At 62.0% G+C, this 21,290-nt stretch carries 18 protein-coding genes; 6 read left to right on the top strand and 12 right to left on the bottom strand.

The features are described 5' to 3' along the window. Positions 1 to 65 precede the first annotated feature (65 nt). The 5 genes from ACQZ6J_RS09190 to edd all read left to right on the top strand — a co-directional run bounded on the left by ACQZ6J_RS09190 (position 66) and on the right by edd (position 7,137). Positions 66 to 1,502, top strand: coding sequence for a glutamine synthetase family protein (locus ACQZ6J_RS09190; protein ID WP_163984660.1), 1,437 nt, complete (start codon positions 66 to 68; stop codon positions 1,500 to 1,502). Between the two features lie 11 nt (positions 1,503 to 1,513). Beyond that, complete coding sequence (locus ACQZ6J_RS09185; RefSeq protein WP_449083509.1) at positions 1,514 to 2,812, top strand: FAD-dependent oxidoreductase; 1,299 nt, start codon at positions 1,514 to 1,516, stop codon at positions 2,810 to 2,812. A 131-nt stretch (positions 2,813 to 2,943) separates the two neighbouring features. Further along, positions 2,944 to 4,419 (top strand): glucose-6-phosphate dehydrogenase, encoded by a 1,476-nt coding sequence (gene zwf / locus ACQZ6J_RS09180; protein WP_163984662.1) that lies wholly within the window; start codon positions 2,944 to 2,946, stop codon positions 4,417 to 4,419. 15 nt (positions 4,420 to 4,434) lie between these two features. Continuing rightward, positions 4,435 to 5,133, top strand: a complete 699-nt coding sequence (gene pgl / locus ACQZ6J_RS09175) for a 6-phosphogluconolactonase (protein WP_449083507.1) — start codon at positions 4,435 to 4,437, stop codon at positions 5,131 to 5,133. A gap of 180 nt (positions 5,134 to 5,313) precedes the next feature. Continuing rightward, positions 5,314 to 7,137: a phosphogluconate dehydratase gene (gene edd, locus ACQZ6J_RS09170; protein ID WP_449083505.1), complete on the top strand. Its 1,824-nt coding sequence runs from the start codon at positions 5,314 to 5,316 to the stop codon at positions 7,135 to 7,137. A gap of 67 nt (positions 7,138 to 7,204) precedes the next feature. On the opposite strand, the gene ACQZ6J_RS09165 is transcribed toward edd, so the two are convergent. The 6 genes from ACQZ6J_RS09165 to ACQZ6J_RS09140 all read right to left on the bottom strand — a co-directional run bounded on the left by ACQZ6J_RS09165 (position 7,205) and on the right by ACQZ6J_RS09140 (position 14,224). Beyond that, entirely contained in the window at positions 7,205 to 7,558 is a 354-nt protein-coding gene (locus tag ACQZ6J_RS09165; protein ID WP_163984665.1) for a hypothetical protein, read from the bottom strand. A 200-nt stretch (positions 7,559 to 7,758) separates the two neighbouring features. Beyond that, positions 7,759 to 8,847: an ABC transporter ATP-binding protein gene (locus tag ACQZ6J_RS09160; protein ID WP_163984666.1), complete on the bottom strand. Its 1,089-nt coding sequence runs from the start codon at positions 8,845 to 8,847 to the stop codon at positions 7,759 to 7,761. Positions 8,848 to 8,869: 22 nt separating this feature from the next. Beyond that, the gene (gene bglA / locus ACQZ6J_RS09155) at positions 8,870 to 10,522 is read right to left on the bottom strand and encodes a beta-galactosidase BglA (RefSeq protein ID WP_449083502.1); all 1,653 of its coding nucleotides are present in this window, start codon (positions 10,520 to 10,522) and stop codon (positions 8,870 to 8,872) included. Between the two features lie 35 nt (positions 10,523 to 10,557). Then, a complete protein-coding gene (locus ACQZ6J_RS09150; RefSeq protein WP_163984668.1) occupies positions 10,558 to 11,721 on the bottom strand; it encodes a carbohydrate ABC transporter permease in 1,164 nt (387 codons plus the stop codon). A gap of 1 nt (position 11,722) precedes the next feature. Further along, positions 11,723 to 12,739 (bottom strand): carbohydrate ABC transporter permease, encoded by a 1,017-nt coding sequence (locus ACQZ6J_RS09145; RefSeq protein ID WP_163984669.1) that lies wholly within the window; start codon positions 12,737 to 12,739, stop codon positions 11,723 to 11,725. 123 nt (positions 12,740 to 12,862) lie between these two features. Further along, complete coding sequence (locus ACQZ6J_RS09140; RefSeq protein WP_163984670.1) at positions 12,863 to 14,224, bottom strand: ABC transporter substrate-binding protein; 1,362 nt, start codon at positions 14,222 to 14,224, stop codon at positions 12,863 to 12,865. A gap of 312 nt (positions 14,225 to 14,536) precedes the next feature. Between ACQZ6J_RS09140 and ACQZ6J_RS09135 the strand changes: the two genes are divergently transcribed. Further along, positions 14,537 to 15,562 carry a LacI family DNA-binding transcriptional regulator gene (locus tag ACQZ6J_RS09135; protein WP_449083499.1) on the top strand — a complete coding sequence of 342 codons (1,026 nt, stop codon included), beginning with the start codon at positions 14,537 to 14,539 and terminating at the stop codon, positions 15,560 to 15,562. A gap of 7 nt (positions 15,563 to 15,569) precedes the next feature. Here ACQZ6J_RS09135 and folD read toward each other — a convergent pair whose 3' ends face one another. The 6 genes from folD to ACQZ6J_RS09105 form a co-directional block, all read right to left on the bottom strand. Further along, positions 15,570 to 16,469: a bifunctional methylenetetrahydrofolate dehydrogenase/methenyltetrahydrofolate cyclohydrolase FolD gene (gene folD / locus ACQZ6J_RS09130; protein WP_449083497.1), complete on the bottom strand. Its 900-nt coding sequence runs from the start codon at positions 16,467 to 16,469 to the stop codon at positions 15,570 to 15,572. A gap of 117 nt (positions 16,470 to 16,586) precedes the next feature. Beyond that, positions 16,587 to 18,524 (bottom strand): succinoglycan biosynthesis transport protein, encoded by a 1,938-nt coding sequence (locus tag ACQZ6J_RS09125; RefSeq protein WP_449083495.1) that lies wholly within the window; start codon positions 18,522 to 18,524, stop codon positions 16,587 to 16,589. A gap of 99 nt (positions 18,525 to 18,623) precedes the next feature. Beyond that, on the bottom strand, positions 18,624 to 19,463 hold the full coding sequence (locus ACQZ6J_RS09120; RefSeq protein WP_163985152.1) for a WecB/TagA/CpsF family glycosyltransferase: 840 nt from the start codon (positions 19,461 to 19,463) through the stop codon (positions 18,624 to 18,626). Between the two features lie 257 nt (positions 19,464 to 19,720). Then, positions 19,721 to 20,248 (bottom strand): hypothetical protein, encoded by a 528-nt coding sequence (locus tag ACQZ6J_RS09115; protein ID WP_163984674.1) that lies wholly within the window; start codon positions 20,246 to 20,248, stop codon positions 19,721 to 19,723. Then, the gene (locus tag ACQZ6J_RS09110; protein ID WP_163985153.1) at positions 20,245 to 20,613 is read right to left on the bottom strand and encodes a hypothetical protein; all 369 of its coding nucleotides are present in this window, start codon (positions 20,611 to 20,613) and stop codon (positions 20,245 to 20,247) included. The genes ACQZ6J_RS09115 and ACQZ6J_RS09110 overlap by 4 nt, the downstream gene beginning before the upstream one ends. Before the next feature lie 14 nt (positions 20,614 to 20,627). Beyond that, the gene (locus ACQZ6J_RS09105; protein WP_449083493.1) at positions 20,628 to 21,224 is read right to left on the bottom strand and encodes a rod-binding protein; all 597 of its coding nucleotides are present in this window, start codon (positions 21,222 to 21,224) and stop codon (positions 20,628 to 20,630) included. Positions 21,225 to 21,290: the final 66 nt, after the last annotated feature.

Here is a 21,290-nt window from a genome sequence, read left to right as displayed (position 1 = left end):
CCCCCTCGCCAATTGGCAAACTGCGGTTATGATGCAATCACCGATCAACCCAAATACGGTGTTTTATGCCTGCGAGAAAGACCCCGCTGAAAGCTTCAGTGCCTGCCTCGAAAATCCCTACGGTTCCTCCAAGTCTGAGATCGGCACGCGGCGTGGCAAACTGGAAGGAAGCGGCCCAATGGCTGCGGGCGCGCGGGATCGAAGACATAGAATGCATCACGCCCGACCTTGCCGGCGTGCCGCGCGGCAAGATGATGCCGACCTCGAAATTCACGTCCAACACATCGCTGGCGCTGCCTTCGGCGATCTATCGCCACACGATTTCCGGCGAATATCCGGAGGAGACCGAAAGCTTCCGCTACGAGCCGCGCGACAGCGATCTGAAGCTGGTGCCCGACCTTTCGACGCTGTCCGTCGTTCCCTGGGAAACCGATCCGACGGCGCAGGTGATCTGCGACATCGTCAATTCCGAAGGACATGCGGTGTCCTATACGCCGCGCAATCTGCTGAAGAAGATCATGGGGCTCTACCGCGACCGCGGCTGGAAGCCGGTGGTCGCCCCTGAGATCGAATTCTATCTGGTCGCCAAGAATGACGACCCAGACTATCCGCTGCATCCGCCGAAAGGCCGCTCCGGCCGCTCGATCCTCGGCGGTCAGGGCTATTCGATCGCCGGCATCAACGAGTTCGACGAGCTGATCGACGACATCTACCATTTCTCGGAGAAGCAGGGTCTGGAGATCGACACGCTGATCCATGAAGAAGGTCCGGCGCAGCTTGAAATCAACCTTCGCCACGGCGATCCGATCGAGCTTGCCGACCAGGTGTTCATGTTCAAGCGCACCATTCGCGAGGCCGCGCTGAAGCACGGCATCTACGCGACCTTCATGGCCAAGCCGATGCAGAGCCAGGCGGGCTCGGCGATGCATATCCATCAGTCCGTCGTGAATATCGAGACCGGCAAGAACGTCTTCACCAATCCGGACGGGAGCCCATCGCAGGAGTTCTTCCATTTCATCGGCGGCATGCAGCGCTACGTGCCGAATGCGCTCGCCATGCTTGCGCCCTATGTGAACTCCTATCGGCGGCTGGCGCCGAACATGTCGTGCCCGGTCAACAATGCCTGGGGCTACGACAACCGCACCACGGCGTTCCGCGTGCCCGTTTCCGATCCGCAGGCGCGCCGCGTCGAGAACCGGCTGCCGAGTTCCGATGCCAATCCCTACCTCGCGCTTGCCGCCTCGCTTGCCTCCGGCCTGCTCGGCATCATGAAGAAAGTGGAGCCGACGGCACCGACCGAGGATTCGGCCAACGAAGGCTCGATCGACCTGCCGCGCGGCCTTCTGGAAGCCATCGCGCTGCTGGAGGACGAGCCGGCCTTCGAGGAGGTCCTCGGCAAGGACTTCATCGACATCTACGCCGGCGTCAAACGCGGCGAATTCGAGACCTTCATGCAGGTGATCAGCCCGTGGGAGCGGGAATTCCTTCTGCTCAACGTGTGAGGGGATCGCCCATGACATTGCAGGAAACATGGCAGAGCCCCATTGCGCCGGGCCTTTCCTTCTATCAGGCGACCGTCGGCCCGCGTGCGAGCTATCCGAAGCTCGACGGCTCGCGCCGGGCCGATGTCGCGATCGTCGGCGGCGGCTATACCGGCCTTCAGGCCGCCTATAACCTTGCCAAGGGCGGCGTCGACGTCGTTCTGATCGACGCCAACCGCTTCGGCGACGGCGCGTCCGGCCGCAATGGCGGGCAACTCGGCACGGGCCAGCGCTGGTGGCCCGAGGAGATGGAGGAGAAGATCGGCTACGAGCGCTCGAAGGCGCTTTTCGACCTGGCCGAGACTGCCAAGCACCACCTTCTCGATTTCGCTTCGGAACATGGCATCGACATCGACTTCCTGCCCGGCCAGATGAACGTCACGCACAAGCGCAGCTACAAGCGCGACTACATGGACAATGCGGAAATAGCAGCGACCCGCTACGGCTATCCGCACATGAAATTCATGGAGCAGGACGAAACCCGGGAGCGGCTGGGTTCGCAATTCTATCTCTACGGTGTCAGGGATATGGGCACCGGCCATATCCATCCGCTGAAGCTGCTCATCGGGCTTGCCCGCGTCGCCGCCGAAGCCGGTGCAGCCCTCTTCGAAATGACGAAGGCGAAGGGCTTTCGGCAGGCGGGCGGCAAGACCACGATCGAAACGGATGGCGGCGAAATCATCGCCGACCGGGTGCTGATCGCCTGCAACGGCTATATCGGCAACCTCGAGCCGGTGACGGCGAGCCACGTCATGCCGATCCGCTCGTTCATCGGCGCCACCGAACCGCTCGATCGCTTTCCGACGGTGCTTCCCGGCAACGAAGCCGTCGCAGATTCGCGATTCGTGGTGCGCTATTTCCGCAAATCGAAGGATGGGCGGCTGCTGTTCGGCGGCCGCGAAGCGTATACATCAGACAATCCACGCGACATAACGCAGCACATCCGCCGGCAGATCGCCGAGATCTATCCCGATCTGGGCGAGATAAACATCGACTACGCCTGGGGTGGCTCCGTCGGCATCACCATGCCGCGGCAACCTTTCGTGCGCGAGGTCATGCCGGGCGTCACCTCCATCGGCGGCTATTCGGGCCATGGGGTGATGCTGTCAAACTATTGCGGTAAACTCTATGCGAAAACGGTTCTCGGGAATGCGGACGAACTTCATCTCTTCAAGGAGCTGAAAATCCCGCCTTTCCCCGGCGGTGCGCGAATGCGGGCGCCTCTGCTGTTCCTGGCGCTCTCGTGGTTCGCGTTGCGCGACAGGTTCTGAAACCGGAAGATGATTTCCTCCGTCGGCAATCCGCTCTAAAAGGCCGAGTCTGAATTTTGCGATGCACACTGGCCTTTTTAAATCGATTAGATTAAAAGAGGCCTCAACCAAGACCGATTGAGAGATAGCTCATGAGCAGCCAAATCATTCCTGTTGAACCATTTGATTATGTCGTTTTCGGCGGCAGCGGCGACCTTGCCGAGCGCAAGCTCCTGCCCGCTCTTTATCATCGCCAGATCGAAGGCCAGTTTTCCGAACCGACTCGCATCATCGGCGCATCGCGCAGCGCGCTGTCGAACGAGGAATACCGCAAGTTTGCCGACGCCGCCCTCAAGGAACACCTGAAGAAGGGCGAATATGACGAGCCGGAAGTCAAGAAGTTCCTGGCGCGCCTGTTCTACGTTCCGGTCGATGCGCGCAGCGATGCCGGCTGGGACCAGCTCAAGAAGATCCTGGATGAGGGCAAGGACCGCGTTCGCGCCTTCTACCTCGCCGTCGCTCCGGGCATCTTCGGCGACATCTCGCAGAAGATCCACGACCACAAGCTGATTACCAAGCAGACCCGCATCGTCGTCGAAAAGCCGATCGGCCGCGACCTTGCGTCCGCGCTGCAGCTCAACGACACGATCGGCAAGGTCTTCAAGGAAGAGCAGATCTTCCGCATCGACCACTATCTCGGCAAGGAAACCGTGCAGAACCTGATGGCCCTGCGCTTTGCCAATGCCCTCTACGAGCCATTGTGGAACGCCAACCATATCGACCATGTGCAGATCACGGTGGCGGAATCGGTCGGCCTCGAAGGCCGTGCCGGTTACTACGATACCGCCGGCGCCCTGCGCGACATGGTGCAGAACCACATTCTGCAGCTGCTTTGCCTGACCGCGATGGAAATCCCCTCCTCGATGGATTCCGAAGCCGTCCGCGACGAGAAGCTCAAGGTGCTGCGCGCGCTGAAGCCGATCAACGCTTCCAACGTCGAGCAGGCGACGGTTCGCGGCCAGTACCGCGCCGGCGCATCCTCGGGCGGCCCGGTCAAGGGCTACCTCGATGAACTCGAAGGCGGCGTTTCCAACACCGAAACCTTCGTCGCCATCAAGGCCGAGATCGGCAACTGGCGCTGGGCCGGCGTTCCCTTCTACATCCGCACCGGCAAGCGTCTTGCCGGCCGCATGTCGGAGATCGTCATCACCTTCAAGCCGATCCCGCACAACATCTTCGATCAGGCCGCCGGCCGCACCGTCGCCAACCAGCTGATCATCCGCCTGCAGCCGGATGAAGGCGTCAAGCAGTCGCTGATGATCAAGGATCCGGGTCCGGGCGGCATGCGCCTGCGCAACGTCTCGCTCGACATGAGCTTTGCATCGGCCTTCAACGTCCGCAACCCGGACGCCTATGAGCGCCTGCTGATGGACGTCATCCGCTCCAACCAGACGCTGTTCATGCGCCGCGACGAAGTGGAAGCGGCGTGGGAATGGGTCGATCCGATCCTCAAGGGTTGGGAAGAAGCCGGACAGCAGGTGCAGGGCTATACCGCCGGCACATGGGGTCCGAGCCAGGCTATCGCGCTGATCGAGCGCGACGGCCGCACATGGCATGACGACATCTAATCCGGGACGATAACGATGACAGCGAATATGCATGCTTTCGCCAATGGTGCCGACCTCGCCGGCAAGCTCGCGGACAAGGTGGCCGAGACCCTCTCGGCCGGCATCGCCGCGCACGGCTCCGCGAGCATCGCGGTCTCCGGCGGCTCCACGCCGAAGGCCTTCTTCCAGGCGCTGTCATCGCGTTCGATCGATTGGGGCAAGGTGACGATCACCCTGGTCGACGAGCGGTTCGTGCCGGCTGACAATCCGCGCTCGAACCACCTGCTCGTCCAGGAAAACCTGCTGAAGGACAAGGCGGCCGCCGCCAGGTTCCTTCCGCTCTATCAGGCCGCGGCTTCCGTCGAGGAGGCCGCTGCCATCGCCACGGAAAAGACCAAGGCTGTTGGCCATCCCTTCGATGTCGCCATCCTCGGCATGGGCAATGACGGCCACACGGCTTCCTTCTTTCCGGGCGGCAGCAATCTCCAGACCGCACTTGATCCGAACACCCCGCGCGGCATCATCACGATGGAAGCGGAAGGTGCCGGCGAGCCGCGACTGACATTCACCTTCTCCAGTCTTCAGGATGCCCGATTGCTGGTGCTCCATATCGAGGGAGAAGGCAAGAAGGATGTCCTCGCCAAGGCCGAAGCGGCCGGCGAGGAGACCGAGATGCCGATCCGCGCCGTGCTGCGCCGGGCCGCTTCTCCGGTCGAGATTTATTGGGCTCCGTGACACGGCCGGCAGGCCTCGTCATCGAACCCTGAAAGACACAGCAACATGTGCTGCGCCATGCGCCCTCACGGGCGCAACGGCATCGCATTGACGTTTTAACCCCGCGCCGGGTCCCCGACCAAGCCAGATCGAAGCCGATCTTCCGGGACATCGCGCAAAACAGACGGAGGCAGATCGACCATGGCCGCTGACGCCCGCATTTCCGCGATTACCGCACGCATCGTCGAGCGCTCGAAGCCGACGCGCGAACGCTACCTGGACCGCCTGCGCAACGCCGCGACAAAGGGAGCCCAACGCTCCGTACTCGGCTGCGCCAACCTTGCGCACGGCTTCGCCATCTGTTCCCCCTCCGAGAAAGAGGCGCTGGCGGGAGACCGCGTGCCCAATCTCGGAATCATCACGTCCTATAACGACATGCTCTCGGCGCACCAGCCCTTCGAGACCTATCCTGCGATCATTCGCGAAGCGGCGGCGCAGGCCGGCGGCATCGCCCAGGTCGCCGGCGGCGTTCCGGCCATGTGCGATGGCGTCACGCAGGGTCAGGCGGGCATGGAGCTCTCGCTCTTCTCGCGCGATCTGATCGCCATGTCGGCGGCCGTGGGCCTGTCGCACAACATGTTCGATGCCGCCGTCTTCCTCGGCGTCTGCGACAAGATCGTCCCCGGCCTCGTCATCGCCGCCCTCTCCTTCGGCCATCTGCCAGCCGTCTTCATTCCGGCCGGGCCGATGACGTCGGGCCTGCCGAACGATGAGAAGTCACGCGTGCGCCAGCTCTATGCCGAGGGCAAGGTCGGCCGCGCAGAACTTCTCGAGGCGGAATCGAAATCCTACCACGGCCCCGGCACCTGCACTTTCTACGGCACGGCCAATTCGAACCAGATGCTGATGGAAATCATGGGCTTCCATATGCCCGGCGCCTCCTTCGTCAATCCCGGCACGCCGCTGCGCGAAGCCCTGACCCGCGAGGCCACGAAGCGGGCGCTCGCCATCACCGCCATGGGCAACGAGTTCACGCCGGCCGGCGAGATGATCGACGAGCGTTCGATCGTCAACGGCGTCGTCGGCCTGCATGCTACAGGCGGCTCGACGAACCACACGATGCACATCGTCGCCATGGCGCGCGCCGCCGGCATCGTTCTCACCTGGCAGGATATTTCCGAACTGTCCGACATCATCCCGCTGCTTGCCCGCGTCTATCCGAACGGGCTTGCCGACGTGAACCATTTCCACGCGGCCGGCGGCATGGGCTTCCTCATCAAGGAACTTTTGAAGAAGGGGCTGCTGCACGACGACGTGCGCACCGTCTATGGCCAGGGTCTCGACCGCTATTGCGTCGACATCAAGCTTGGCGCCGACGGCAACGTCGTGCGCGAGCCGGCGCCGGACAAGAGCCATGACCCGAAGGTGCTCGCGGGTGTCGACAAGCCGTTCCAGGCCAATGGCGGCCTGAAGATGCTGCGCGGCAATATCGGCAAGGCAGTCATCAAGATTTCCGCGGTCAAGGCAGAGCGCCATATCGTCGAGGCGCCGGCCGTGATCTTCCACGACCAGTTGGAGATGCAGCAGGCCTTCAAGGACGGGAAGCTGAACCGCGACTTCGTCGCCGTCGTCCGCTTCCAGGGGCCGAAGGCCAACGGTATGCCCGAGCTGCACAAGCTGACGCCGGCGCTCGGCGTGCTGCAGGATCGCGGCTTCCGCGTGGCGCTTCTGACCGACGGGCGCATGTCCGGCGCGTCAGGCAAGGTTCCCGCCGCCATCCATGTGACGCCGGAAGCCGTCGACGGCGGCCCGATCGCCCGCATCAAGGAGGGTGACATCATCCGCATCGATGCGATCGCCGGCACGCTGGAAGTGCTTGTCGATGCTGCCGACATGGCAGAACGCGAGCCTGTCGTCGCCGATCTCTCGGACAACGAGTTCGGCATGGGCCGCGAGCTCTTCGCCCCCTTCCGCCACGCCGCCGGACCCGCCGACCAAGGCGCAAGCGTTCTGTTCCGCCATTAAGACGAGATCGGACAAACGAAAAGGCCCGCGCGGTTTCGATCGCGCGGGCCTTTTCGTTCTTGTTTGATCAGGCGCGGATGTCGAGCACGCGGTTTCTATGGGCCGGGTGCGTGCTGTAGACGAAGATCTTGTTCATTTCCTTCTCCGTGAGGAGGCGCAGGAAACGAACTTCCACCGTGTTGTTGGGATATACCTTCATGAGCACGCAGCCGACCTTGCTGATGCGGGCATCCGGGATATCCAGATAGAATTGCTTGGGCAGATTGTACTGGGTGAGGATTGCGAGAACCGCGCTGCTCTGCGAGATGCGGATAATGTCGCAGCGGCGCGACGCCAGGTTCATGACACCCTTTTCGGTGTATTCGAGGCGTGCCGCGTTCATCGTGTCTTCCATGCGGAACCGCACTTCGCGGTCATACATGAAGGATTCTTCTTTGTTAAGGAAATGCTGACCTGAATTAGCCCTGCCGAACGCAGCCATCTTAGTAGACCCCTGGGGTATATTACGAAGATGAGACTAGCATCGGGTCTTTAACAGAAGGTTTGAGCGCGCCGGCTCAAGATGAATTTTGTTCTTCGTTCTTGTTTGAGCCGGCGTCGCCCGCAAGCGGTATTATATTACTACTTGCGATAGGAATGGCCGCTGGCGTCGAAGAGATGCAGCTTCTGCCGGTCGGCAGCAAAGCGCATCTTCTGACCGCGTTGGATGTCGGTAATGCCGGGGATCTTGACGATGATCGGCTCGCCATCGACCAGACCCTCGATATAGAGCTGCGTCACCTCGCCCAGCGCTTCGACGATGGAAACTTCCCCTTCGAAAAGATAGTCGTCGCTCGTCGCAATACGCAGATCTTCCGGACGCACGCCGAAGCTTGCCGTCTTGCCTTTCTCCGAGGCCTCGGTCGGCACGTCGATCGTCACGGACTTGCCGCCCGTCAGCGTCACGGTCGTCGTCGCGCCCGTCTCCGTCACCGTTGCCGGGATGATATTCATGGCCGGCGAGCCGATGAACTTTGCCACGAACAGGTTCGCCGGCCGTTCATAGAGTTCGAGCGGTGCGCCGACCTGCTCGACGCGACCGGCCGACAGCACGACGATGCGGTCGGCAAGCGTCATGGCTTCCACCTGGTCGTGGGTGACGTAGATCATCGTCGTTTCCGGCATGGAGTCGCTGAGCTTGGCGATCTCGATGCGGGTCGCGACGCGCAGGGCGGCGTCGAGGTTCGAAAGCGGCTCGTCGAACAGGAAGACCTTCGGATTGCGGCAGATGGCGCGGCCGATGGCGACGCGCTGGCGCTGACCGCCCGAAAGCGCCTTCGGCAGGCGCTCGAGATACTGGGTGAGCTGCAGGCTGGCGGCGGCGGCGCGGACGCGACGGTCGATCTCCTGCTTGTTCTCCCCGGCAATGCGCATGCCGAAAGCCATGTTGTCATAGACGGTCATATGCGGATAAAGCGCGTAGGACTGGAAGACCATGGCGATGCCGCGCCTGGAGGGCGGCACCTCGTTCACCTTCTGCCCGGCAATCATCATGTCGCCCGACGTGATGCTCTCCAGCCCGGCAATCATGCGCAGCAAGGTGGACTTGCCGCAACCGGATGGGCCGACGAAGACGATGAATTCGCCCTCGTTGATCTGCAGATCGATGCCGTGCAACACATGCACGCTGCCATAGGATTTCTTGATATCCTTCAGAACAAGTCCCGTCATTTTGCTCCCTCCTCCCAAAGGTTCAGGCAAGACGCGCGAAATAAGCGCCCCAGGCCGGAATATCGATCTTGTTGCCGTAGTTGTTGCTGGTAAAGCCATGACCCGTCAATGCCTGCCAGTTGCCCTCAGGCAGGGCGGCCAGCGTTTCGACGGGGCTCATGTTGAAGACGCAGAGAATGGTCTCGCCGGCGTAGCTGCGGGTGTAGACGAGCACATCGCCCTGCGGCTCCGAAAACGCGATCTCGCCCTTGGCGAACGCCGGATGCTGCTTGCGGAAGGCGAGGAAGCGGCGGTACTGCTCCAGCACCGAATTCTCATCGCCCTGCTGGACATTGACGGCGCGCAGGATGTGCTCGACAGGCACCGGCAGCCAGGGCTTCACGGTGGAAAAGCCGCCCTGGGCAACCTGGCTGTCCCAGACCATGGGCGTGCGGCAGCCGTCACGGCCCTTAAACTCCGGCCAGAACTGGATGCCGTAGGGGTCCTGCAGATCCTGATAGGCGAGATCGGCTTCCGTCAACGCCAGTTCCTCGCCCTGATACATGCAGACGGAACCGCGCAAGGTTAGCAGCAGCGCCGCATAGAGCTTGGCGAAGGCATCGCGATCGGCGACCAGATTGCCCCAGCGGCTGACATGGCGCACGACGTCGTGGTTGGAGAAGGCCCAGCAGGCCCAGCCCTCGGGGGCGGCGGCGGCGAAATCCTTCATGACTTCCTCGACGCGATCCGGCGACAAGGCATCGGGCGCCAGGAATTCGAAAGCGTAGCACATGTGCATCTTGTCGCCGCCGGAGGTGTACTCGCCGACGATTTCGAGGCCGCGCTGGCTGTCTCCCACTTCGCCGACGGCGGCAATGGCCGGATATTCGTCGAGCACGGCGCGGAAGCGCTTCAGGAATTCCAGGTTCTCGGGGCGGTTCTTGTCGTAGATGTGCTCCTGGAAATTATAGGGATTGACCGCCGGCGCGGTGGACGCGTTGCGACGGGCCGGCTCCAGCGCCGGATTGTCGCGCAGTTCCTTGTCGTGGAAATAGAAGTTGATGGTATCGAGGCGGAAGCCGTCGACGCCACGGTCGAGCCAGAAGCGCACGACATCCAGCAGCCGGTCCTGCACTTCCGGATTGTGCAGGTTCAGATCCGGCTGCGACGTCAGGAAGTTGTGCATGTAATATTGCATGCGGGTCGGATCCCAGGCCCAGGCCGAACCGCCGAAGATCGACAGCCAGTTGTTGGGCGGCGTGCCGTCCGGCTTGGCATCGGCCCAGACATACCAGTCGGCCTTCGGATTGTTCTTGCTCGAGCGGCTTTCGACGAACCAGGGATGGCGGTCCGAGCTGTGCGACATCACCAGGTCGATCATCACCTTGATGCCGAGGCGATGGGCTTCGGTCATCATCGCATCGAAATCGGCCAACGTGCCGAAGATCGGATCGACGTCCTCGTAGTTGGAGACGTCGTAGCCGAAATCGCGCATCGGCGACGTGAAGAAGGGCGAAATCCAGATGGCATCGACGCCGAGTGCGGCGACATGCGGCAGGCGAACGGCGATGCCCTTGAGATCGCCGATGCCGTCGCCGTTGGAGTCCTGATAGGAGCGCGGATAGATCTGATAGATCACGGCGCCGCGCCACCAGTCCTTATCAACTGCCGAAGTTGCTTGAGGAGCGATGCTCATCTGAATAGGTCCTGTCTCGATGGAATAATCTTGGATCAGCCCCCCTTCACCGACCCGGCGAGCAGACCGCGCACGAGATAGCGCTGCAGACCGAAGAAGACGAGGAGCGGAATAATGATGGTGACGAAGGCCGAGGCCGTCAGGATCTCCCAGTTGCCGCCACGAGAGCCCAACAGCGCGTTCAGGGCGGCCGTCAGAACCAGGTGATCTTTGTCCGTACCGAGGAACACCATCGCGATCAAGAGGTCGTTCCACACCCAGAGGAACTGGAAGATCGCGAAGGAGGCCAGCGCCGGGAAGGACAGCGGCAGGATGATCTTGACGAAGATATCGAAATCGCTGGCGCCATCGACGCGGGCGGACTCGATGATCTCCCTGGGGAGGCCGGCAATGTAATTGCGCAGCAGATAGATGGCGAGCGGCAGGCCGAAAGCCGTATGCGCCATCCAGATGCCAGGATAGGTCTTCGACGGCACGCCGAAGAGCTGACCGATCTCGTTATAGATACGCAGAAGCGGGATCAGCGACATCTGCAGCGGCACGACGATCAGCCCGACGACGAGCGCGATCAGGATCGCGCGGCCGGGAAATTCCATCCAGGCCAGCGCATAGGCGGCAAAGGCGGCGATCAGGATCGGAATGACGGTCGCGGGGATCGTCACCGTCAGCGAATTGATGAAGGACTGGCCGATGCCCTCGCCGCCCAGCACGCTGCGATAATTGTCGAAGGTGAATTGCGGCGGCGTGGCGATCGTCAGGTAGACGCGCTTGCTGCGCGCATCCGCTTCGAAGGGACCGGTCTTCTGATAGCGATAGCTGCCGTCCGCATTGACGGTAAGGGTTTCGCCATTGCCGAGATCGGCGGATGAACCGACCTTGTAGGCTGCCGGCTCCTGCACGCGCAGGCCGAAGGACTGGATCCTGCCGGCGCCGCTGTTGCCTTCTCCGGCAACCGTACCGGCGATGACGTAATTGGGGCCATCCTGCTTTGCCTTGTCGGGGCCGTCGAGACGGACGGCTGCCGTTTGCGATGAGCCGGCAAACGCCGTCCACCAGCCCGAGGCGACGATCTGATCCTTGTCGCGCAGCGCGGTGACGAAGATGCCAAGCGTCGGCAGCAGCCAGAGGAGAACGATGAGCAGCACCGCGGCATGAACGAAGATGCGGGCGGGACCGATGCGACCGAGATTTCCAATCATGTCAGCGCCCCTTCGTTTCAGCGTTTGCACGGCGGATGTTCCAGATCATGATCGGCGTGACCGCGACCATGATGATGAGCGCGATAACAGCGCTTCGGCCGGAATCGCCGCCCCCGCGGAACATCCAGTTGAACATCAGGTTGGCAAGCACCATCGTGTTCCACTGGCCGTTGGTCATGGTCAGCACGATGTCGAACACCTTGAGGACGAGGATGGTGATGGTGGTCCAGACCGTGGCGATCGTGCCCCAGACCTGCGGCACCATGATCTTCCAGAAGATCTGCCAGCCGTTGGCGCCATCGATGACGGCGGCCTCGATGGTTTCCTCCGGAATGCCGCGCAGCGCCGCCGAGAGGATGACCATGGCAAAACCGGTCTGGATCCAGATCAGCATGACCATGAGGAAGAAGTTGTTCCAGAAGGGAATGGTTATCCAGACTTCCGGCGTGCCGCCGAAGAGCTGGACGATCGCGTTGAGCAGGCCGATCTGCGCGTCGGTGCCGCCGCGATATTCGTAGATGAACTTCCAGATGACCGAGGCGCCGACGAAGGAGATGGCCATCGGCATGAAGATGACGGCCTTGGCGATGTTACCCCACCAGATGCGGTCGGTCATGACGGCGATGACGAGGCCGAAGAAGGTGCAGGCGGCCGGCACCACGGCGAGCCAGAGGATGTTGTTGAAGATGGACTGGCGGAATTCGGTGTCGTTGACGGCCCAGATATAGTTGGCGCCGCCGACGAACTTGCTGCCGTCCGGCCCGTAGAAGGACAGGATGAAGGTCGCCACGACGGGATAGACCAGATAAACGACGAGCAGGATCAGCGCCGGCCCCAGGAACAGCCAGGGGCGGATGAGGCCGCGGCGCCGGAGGTTGACGGCGGCCTGATGAACGTCGTCCCCCTCCCGGGCCGGAAAAATCAAATCCAAGAACTTGTTGGAGAACCAGAAATAGGCGGCGCAAACGGCAACGCCGAATATCATGGCGCCAATCGCCGATACGATCTGCGAAAACATTCATCCCTCCCCGAATTTGCCTGATTTAGGCCACCCGTCCGACATCGGCTGCGCATGAAGGCGCGCCGTTGAATGCTGATGACGCCGCCGGTTTTTTACCGGCGGCGCTTGGGTCACGATGTCTTACTTGATGGCATCCCAGGACTTCTGGATCCCGTCGGCAACATCCTGTGCGGACTTGCCGCCGACGAAATCCACCATGCCCGTCCAGAACGAGCCTGCGCCGATCTTGCCGGGCATCAGGTCGGAACCGTCGAAGCGGAAGGTGGTGGCCGAGGTCAGGATCTCGCCTTCCTTGCGGAGGGTGTCGTTGGCATAAGCGGCGGTATTCACACCCTTGTACGGCGTCAGGAAGCCAGACTGAGCCATCCAGATTTCCTGGGCGATCGGAGTCTGCAGGAACTGGATGAAGGCGCGGGCGGCCTTGGAATCCTTGGTGATGGCTGCCAGCGTGCCGGCACCTTCGACCGGCTTGCCAAGCTCGGGATGCGCGGCGTAGGGCGGGAAGTAGAAGAAGTCCGCGTCCTGGCCGAGCTTCGTGCCATCCGGGAAGAAGGACGGAATGAAGGATGCCTGCTTGTGCAGGTAGCACTTCGGCGGAACGGTGAAGAGACCCTTCGGGCTGTCGCGGAAGTCGGTCGAGGCCACGGCCGCGACGCCACCGGCGACATATTTCGGGTTCTTCGCAAACTTGCCGAATTCCTCGATCGCGGCGACGACCTTCGGGTCGTTGAACTTCAGCGAGTTATCGACCCAGTGATCGTAGTCCTGCGGCGCGTTCAGGCGCAGCATCAGGTCTTCGACCCAGTCGGTTGCCGGCCAGCCGGTCGCGCCGCCCGAACCGAGGCCGATGCACCAGGGCGTGCCGCCGTCCTTGACGATCTGGTCCGAAAGCTTGAGCAGATCCTCCATCGTGGTCGGGACCTTGTAGCCGGCTTCTTCGAAGTTTTCCGGAACGTACCAGACCAGCGACTTCAGGTCGGCCTTGTAGGGGAAGGCATAGAAGGCACTCTTGCCGTCCTTGCCCTGGTAGGTGCCGTAGCCGACCCAGCTGTCGCCGGCGCCGTAGTTGGTCTTGACCCAGCCAGCCAGATCATCGCCGAGCGGCGTCAGATAGCCCTTGCTGGCGAGATTGGCGAAAAGGCCCGGCTGCGGCAGGATGGCGACGTTCGGCGGCGAGCCGGCCTGCGTGTCGATGACAATCTGCTGCTCGTAGTTTTCAGAGGACGAATATTTGGCGTCCACGCCGGTCGCTTCGGTGAAATAATTCAGGACGCTGGTAAAGAGCGCCTCGTCCTCGCCGCGCCAGGGGCCGAAGATGGTGAGCGTTTCGCCCTTGAGGTCGGCATGGCCGGCCTTGAAATCGTCGTAGCTCTTCCAGTTGAATTTGGAGTCCTGGCCAGGCTGGAACTTCAGATCGGCCGCCATCGCCGAACCGGCCATCAGAGCGGCGGCGGCGACGGTCATCAAAAACATTTTTTTCATGCGGTTGTCCTCCCAAATAACAAGACCCATGAGCCCAAACACTGTTTTGTGCTGCGCGCTCCATTCCTCAAAGCGCTTTGGCTACCTCTGTCATCCATTGCGCGAGGGATAAAGTCAAGCGATTTTCAGATTTCGGCTATTAATCACACTATTCCACCGCGCCGCAGCATAAAATAGGAGCGAATATTTCGCTATTCGTCTTGTCTCGCGGGCACCTCTTGCTACATACTTGAAAGCGCTTTGAAAGCCTGAGACTTTTCGGGAGGCAGGTCTCGGCTCTGAGCGGCAGGCAGTTGGAGGAGCCGAAATACCGTGAATCTGAAACAGCTATCGCAAATGCTCGGGCTGTCGCAGACGACAGTCAGCCGAGCTTTGAACGGATATCCCGAAGTCAATCACGAGACTCGCGAACGCGTTCTCAAAGCGGTTCGAGAAACCGGCTATCGCCCCAACAAAGCGGCGCAGAGGCTTGCGACCGGCAAGGCCGGCTCGATCGGCCTGGTGATGCCGACGTCGCCCGGCAACTCCTCCGACGCGCATTTCAGCGAATTCCTGACGGGGCTCGGCGAAGAGGCCTTGCGCCACGATTTTCATTTCGTGCTGACCCCTGCCGATCCGAACGACGAAGTCGGCGCTCTGAAACGGCTGGCGGCCAGCGGCAATGTCGATGCCCTGTTCGTCAACTATATGCGCGGACACGATCCGCGGCTGGAAATGCTGAAAACGCTGTCCACTCCCTTCCTCGTGCATGGACGGTCGATCGGTTCCGAGCCCGACTACCCCTTCCTCGACCTCGACAACGAAGCCGCCTTCTATGATGCCACGAAGCTGCTTCTGCAGCTCGGGCATCGGCGCTTTGCCCTGATCAATGGCCCGATCTTTCTCGATTTTGCCATTCGCCGAATGAACGGCATGGAAGCCGCTCTCGCGGAACGAGGCCTGACGCTGGACGAGGCCTGCGTCAGCCACACGCCGATGACCGACGAACAGGGTTTGCTTGCGATGGAGCGCATCCTGCAACTGGAGAAACGCCCGACAGCCGTGCTCTGCTCCAGTACCGTGCTGGCGCTCGGCGCCGTTCGCGCCATCAACCAGGCGAAGCTCAGGCTGGGCGAAGACATTTCGATGATCGCCCACGACGACGTATTGACCTTGCTCAAGCCGGAAAACTTCACCGTGCCGCTGACGACCACCCGCTCGTCGCTGCGGGCCGCAGGCGTGCGCATCGCCGAGCGGCTGATCGGCGAAATCAAGCACACGGAGACGTTCCCCGCGCAGGAGCTATGGAAAGCGGAATTGATCGTTCGCGCCTCGACCGGCGTCGCGCCGCCCGATTGACGACGGCTTAAAACTTCGGCGGCGTCTTACCCGCGACGCGATGGGCCGCGATGACGGTATTGGCCATCAGCATGGCGATCGTCATCGGCCCGACACCACCCGGAACCGGCGTGATGGCTGCAGCGACTTCGGATGCTTCGGCATAGGCGACATCGCCGACCAGACGGCTCTTGCCCTCGCCACGCTCCGGCGCATCGATACGGTTGATGCCGACATCGATGACTGTCGCGCCCGGCTTCACCCAGTCCGCCTTCACCATCTCCGGCCGGCCGACGGCCGCCACCAGAATATCGGCACCCCGCGCCACGGACGCCAGGTCCTTCGTGCGCGAATGCGCCGTCGTCACCGTCGCGTTGGCGTTGAGCAGCAATTGCGCCATCGGCTTGCCGAACAGGTTGGAGCGGCCGATCACGACGGCATTCAAACCGGACAGGTCCTCGCCATGAATGGAGCGCACCAGCAGCATGGCGCCGGCCGGCGTGCATGAGATCAGGCCGGTTGCCAGATCGCCGGTCGCAAGCTTGCCGGCATTGACGACATGCAGGCCGTCGACATCCTTCTCCGGCCGGATCGACTGGATGATCGCATCCGAATCCAGATGCTTCGGCAGCGGCAGCTGCACCAGAATGCCGTGGATGGAGGGATCTTCGTTCAGCGACTGCACCAGGTTCGCGACCTCGCCTTGCGTCGTTTCGGCGGGCAGCGTGTGCTGGATGGAATTGAAGCCGCATTCCTTGGCCATCCGGCCCTTGGCGCCGACATAGGTATGGCTGGCCGGATCGTCACCGACGATGACGACCGCAAGCCCCGTCTTCACACCGGCTTCCTTCTCAAGCCCTGCCGCCGCAGCCTTTACAGCCTCGATCACCGAAGCAGCCGCTTTCTTCCCGTCGATCACTGTCGTCACGCTCGTCTCCCGATCATGAATTCGGAGGCAATCTACAAGCCATCGGCCCGGCGGATTTGCCCGCTAACGCCCTATGGTGTCTGAAAGCGGTAATTGCAAGGGAAAACAATGAGGCAATCAGCCGCGTTCCTGATGCCTGCGTGCGGCATAGGTTTCGACCTTGGCGCGCAGGAACGCGAGCTCCTGCTGGATACGGACCCACTCATCCGCGACATCGGGCCGGTTTTCAGTCTCCGGAGCGAGGAGGAGCGATGGTTCGGACGCGGTGTCGGAAAATGGCGAAAGTTCCACGCCCTGGTCGTGATGCAAAGCAGGAGACGGCGGCATGAGGTTTTCATCGGCCGCATGGTCCGGCGCGGGCTCGGCGCCGGCAAAGGCCTTGCGCAGGAACACGGCGCAAAGCGCCAGGCCGAGACCTGCAAGGAAACCGATTGCCTGATTGCTGGCGAGATGATCGTCCAGCGGCGCGGCGGATGCGACCGCTTGAGACAGGACCGTCAGTGGCGGCCTGACGTCGGGCGCCGTCAGGACTGCACTCTGCTGGTCGGCCTCATAGCGGCCCTGCGCGGCGGCAACCGCATCCTGCAGCTGCGCAAGGCGGCCAAGATCGATATCGCCGCTTTTCTGAACGGCGGCGGTCATTTGCGCCGAGAGAGCCGCCTGCTTTTCCAGCGCCGCCTTCACATCGGCTTCGCTGCTGACGGCGAGCCGCTGCAACTGGCTGCGGATATTGGCGGCAAGATCATCGACGGTTGCCTGCTGCGCAAGCAGACGCGGATGGCGCGGACCGAGCTGCACCGAAAGCTGGGAAAGCTGCGCCCTGGCGGCACTGTAACGGCTCCGCAGATCGTCAAGTCCAGCGGAGGAGAGATCGCTCGACAGAGCGCCGCTTAGCACGGATGCCGGCGTGGCCGATTTCGCCGCCATGAGGCGGGCTCTGGCGGAGCGCACGGCCAGATCGGCCGCCTTGATATCGCCATCCAATTGCTGGCGCTGCTGCTGCAGTGCGAGTGCGGCGGCAATCTTGTCCTCACCGTAGCGCGCCTTGAATTCGGCAAGGGCGGCCGAGGCGCTGTCGAATTCCTTGCGGCTGCGGTCGACCGCCGTTTCGACGCCGAGCGAGGTGCCGGCGGCCTTCAAGACAGCGGCGTCGTTGAGAGTGGCGGCAGCCAGCCGATTGGCGATATCGGCCGACCCGGCAGGATCGCCGCTGGTGACGATCAATCGCATGAGGCCGGTCTGGCCATCCGTGCCGACGGCAATAGCTTTGCGCAGAGCCGCCTGCGCGCGGGAGGGCGCATCGGACGCGCCGCCGCTGCCGGACAGGAGCTCGGCAGCAACCCCGAGAGCGCCGGCGCGTGCGCCGGTGAACTCCGGATCGCGATCGAGCTTCATCCTGGCGACGACGTCGGACAGAACGGACGGAGCGACGGCGCGCTTCGCCGCGACGGCAAGCAATGCCTGGCGCGCGGCTCCCTCGCCTTCCGCATGCAGAACGGCCTGCGAGACATAGAGCGGCGGCGAGGCGAGCAGAGTGGGGATGGCAGCTCCCGCCAATGCGGTTACGGCGACGAAGCCGAGCGCGCGGATGCTGAGAGACCAATGCCCAGCGCGGGATACTTGTTCGGCGGCGACGGGGATGGCGGCTGCCTGTTGCGGGGGCTCTGTCACGCCTTCGAGCAGATCGGGCACGAACTCAAGCAGGTCCGGCACGGGCTCGGATAGCTGTTCACCCGCCTGTTCGTATTCCGCGAAGCGGGAGGGCCGAATGTCATCGATGTGTTCGGCGCCGGGCTGCGCCTGCTTTGGCCCGGTCGCTACCCGCACTCTCCGGCCCGACACTGGATAGGGATCGCCATCCAGCATTCTGCGCAGGATTGCACGCAGCTCCGCATCGCGCGGATCGTCCGAATTGGCAGCATGCAGACCGGCAGGACCATCGAAACCATCATCGTCGCGCCCGGAGGCAAGCGCACGCCGATCCGATCGGCGCGAAACCTCGAAGCTTTCGGCATCGTCTGGGTAGAATCCGGTTCTGGCTTTGCTTTCAAACATGGCGGGTCATCTCGCGCACATGGTCCGGGACCAATGCAAATGGTTAACCCACTCTAAAGTTTCATGCCGAATAAAGGGTTAACGCGGCACCCGCAAATACTAACTCGCTAATTTATCTCGAGAGGTGATGCGCCGCTGCGGCAGCTGCTGCGGCTCTGCGCGAAGGACGCGCTCCTTGCGGCCGAACTGATGCCGCGCAACCTGGTAGAGGAAGAGCGGCACGCCCAGCATGTAACGCCGCCATAGCCTGCTCGGCTCAAGCACCAGACGGAACAGCCACTCGCTGCGCAAGGCGCGCACGAGCGCCGGAGCCCTCGGCACCGTTCCGGAAACGAAATCGAACAAAGCGCCGACGGTCAATACCAGCCGGGCATGTTGCGGTCCGATATGTTCGGCAACCCATTTTTCCTGCAGCGGCGTTCCCATGCCGACAATCAGTACGTCGATCTTCTGGCGGGCGATTTCCGCCGCAACGGCATTGCTTCTCGCGGGATTGAAGAAGCCATCGGAAACGACGACGAACTGGTGCCACGGCGCATGCTGGCGAAATTTCTCCGCCGCCTTTTCGACCACGGAGCGTTTGCCGCCGATGAGGCCGATCCGCTTCGGCCGCTCCATGAAGGTCAGCAGCGCGGGCACGAAATCCGTGCCGTTCAGATTGGCGGGAAAGGGTTCGCCGTGAGCGAAGCGCGAGGCGATATCCAGACCGACGCCATCCGGGAGCACCAGATTGCGTTCAAGGACGTTGCGATAGCTTTCGTCGCGCAGCATCACCAGCATGTTGTGGGCATTGACGAAGGAGATCGAGGTCTGCCCGACCGGCAGGGATGCAAGCTCGCTGACGAAGGTCAGCGCATTGTCCCAATCGAGATCGCAGACCGGCAGATCAAAGATCATGCGGCGGGATGCGACGACGGCAAAATCGGCAACCTGGTTCAATCCAACAACCTCCAGCCCGACATCGCTGATGCGCCTGACATCGGTGGCAATGGGGCCATACCCCATCCACCGTTCATCGGCAAGACGACAGCGAGACATCGCTAGGAGGTGTTTATAGCAAGACAAATCCAACTTTCCGTTAGGAAGGAAGATCGGATTTGCTGACGGCTGGTAAGGATTTGTTAATCGCGGCGCTGCTTGTGAGCCATGGCCGGCCATGTTTTGGTCGCAGGGACGATGGCGTTGCCGGGGCGATACTACTCGGCCGGCACCTTATCCTTTGCCGCATCCTGCACGATCTTTACCGGCTTGACCGTTCTCTTGCCGATGCTTTCCCCGCCATGGGTCTCTTCCTTGGAGAGGTAGTCGAGCTGTTCGATCAGCACGTCGGCGACATAGTCGCCCCCGAGCCGTTCGTTCATCCGCTTCTTCAGATCGGTGCGAAAGGCGGCGACGTCGAAATTCTGCGCGTTGGCGATGTCGATCGTCTTGTTGCCGACCAGCAGCGAGAAGAGTTCGTCCGTCGTCAGCTCCGGCAGGGGTATCTGAAGCGCAGCCGCCTTGCCCTTCTCCATCATGAAGGAAATGCGCGTCAGGAAGTAGCCGGTCACCTGGCCGTTGGCTATGACGGGAACGTTGATCGATTCGCCCTTGACAAGCACCTGCTGCGCCTTCTTGGCGTCGTCAGGGCTGATCGCGGGCGCCGTCGCCACCTGCACCGAAAAATAGACCGAGGCCAATGTTACGGCGCAGACCCACAGGCCGGTGAGAACGAGCTTGATCATCCGGCCTCACGGACGCGGAATTGCTCCTGCGAATAGGTGCCGTCCGCATCGGCGTTCTGCACGGCATTCTTGAGGATATCGGCGACGGCGCGCACGGCCTCGAGATGAGCTTCGACACGGCGGGCGTTCAAAACCAGCTTCTTCTTCAGATCGTGCAGCTGCTCGATATGGGCGGAAGCGAGATCGGCCGGATCCGTATCGCGGAACAGCATCGACAATTCGTAGAGGCAACGGCTCTTGTGGGCGTTCGATACCTTGAGATCGAATTCCGGGTCGGTGCCGATCCGGTTGTTCTCATTGTCGATAATCATCTCAAGGCGGCCAAGCACAGACTTGATCCGATAGTCCTGCGACATCATTTCCATGTTTGCTACCTCGCTCATACTTTCTGGGACGTCAACGGATTCTGATTGGTGATGCTGGTGTTGCCGTCGTTGTCGGCATCACTGGCGGCCAGCGTCTTGCGCTGAAAATCGGTGATCGCGCTGAGCGCCATCTTCTTGTCGTTCTCATCGGTCGCGGTGTGGATGGCGCCGGTATTGCGCATCTTGTCGACCTGTTCCTTGTACATCTTCTCGGCGATGCCCACGCCGCCGTTCTTGGCAAGCGTGTTGCCCATCTGCTCGGCCATCATGCCTTTCCAGATCTCGCCGGCCGAACCCTTGCCGTAGAGGGTCTCGCTGCTCGGCAGCATGTTCTTCACGAAATTCTGCAGCACCATGGCTTCGAACTTGCGGTAGACCTGCGGCACCTTTCCGCCCGCTGCATGCGTGTTGGCGTTGGCGAGGCCGGCCTGGGTGGCGGCGCTGTTCATCGCATCCACGGCCGCGCCGAAGCCGTTGCCGTTTTCGGCGAGGCTGGTGGCCGCAAAGGCGGCCCGGTTGGCGGCAAGCTTGGCCTGCGCAGCCTCGACATCGGCGGGATTTGCCGCCTTGACGACATCGAGGACCAAATCACTCGGAGGCGAAATAGCCACGTCACGTCTCCTTCTGCTATCGCACGCCCTGAAACGGGCGCCACGGCGCTCACTTCAGGACGTATC

The organism is Rhizobium sp. A37_96 (assembly GCF_053521765.1).
The sequence above is the reverse complement of the archived record's forward strand: the minus strand, read 5'-3'. Positions and strand labels throughout refer to the sequence as shown.

Coding starts and splice junctions, on each gene's coding strand:
- ACQZ6J_RS09190 (WP_163984660.1), top strand. CDS start 66: ATGCCTGCGAGAAAGACCCCGCTGAAAGCTTCAGTGCCTGCCTCGAAA.
- ACQZ6J_RS09185 (WP_449083509.1), top strand. CDS start 1,514: ATGACATTGCAGGAAACATGGCAGAGCCCCATTGCGCCGGGCCTTTCC.
- zwf (WP_163984662.1), top strand. CDS start 2,944: ATGAGCAGCCAAATCATTCCTGTTGAACCATTTGATTATGTCGTTTTC.
- pgl (WP_449083507.1), top strand. CDS start 4,435: ATGACAGCGAATATGCATGCTTTCGCCAATGGTGCCGACCTCGCCGGC.
- edd (WP_449083505.1), top strand. CDS start 5,314: ATGGCCGCTGACGCCCGCATTTCCGCGATTACCGCACGCATCGTCGAG.
- ACQZ6J_RS09165 (WP_163984665.1), bottom strand. CDS start 7,558: ATGTATGACCGCGAAGTGCGGTTCCGCATGGAAGACACGATGAACGCG.
- ACQZ6J_RS09160 (WP_163984666.1), bottom strand. CDS start 8,847: ATGACGGGACTTGTTCTGAAGGATATCAAGAAATCCTATGGCAGCGTG.
- bglA (WP_449083502.1), bottom strand. CDS start 10,522: ATGAGCATCGCTCCTCAAGCAACTTCGGCAGTTGATAAGGACTGGTGG.
- ACQZ6J_RS09150 (WP_163984668.1), bottom strand. CDS start 11,721: ATGATTGGAAATCTCGGTCGCATCGGTCCCGCCCGCATCTTCGTTCAT.
- ACQZ6J_RS09145 (WP_163984669.1), bottom strand. CDS start 12,739: ATGTTTTCGCAGATCGTATCGGCGATTGGCGCCATGATATTCGGCGTT.
- ACQZ6J_RS09140 (WP_163984670.1), bottom strand. CDS start 14,224: ATGAAAAAAATGTTTTTGATGACCGTCGCCGCCGCCGCTCTGATGGCC.
- ACQZ6J_RS09125 (WP_449083495.1), bottom strand. CDS start 18,524: ATGTTTGAAAGCAAAGCCAGAACCGGATTCTACCCAGACGATGCCGAA.
- ACQZ6J_RS09115 (WP_163984674.1), bottom strand. CDS start 20,248: ATGATCAAGCTCGTTCTCACCGGCCTGTGGGTCTGCGCCGTAACATTG.
- ACQZ6J_RS09110 (WP_163985153.1), bottom strand. CDS start 20,613: ATGGAAATGATGTCGCAGGACTATCGGATCAAGTCTGTGCTTGGCCGC.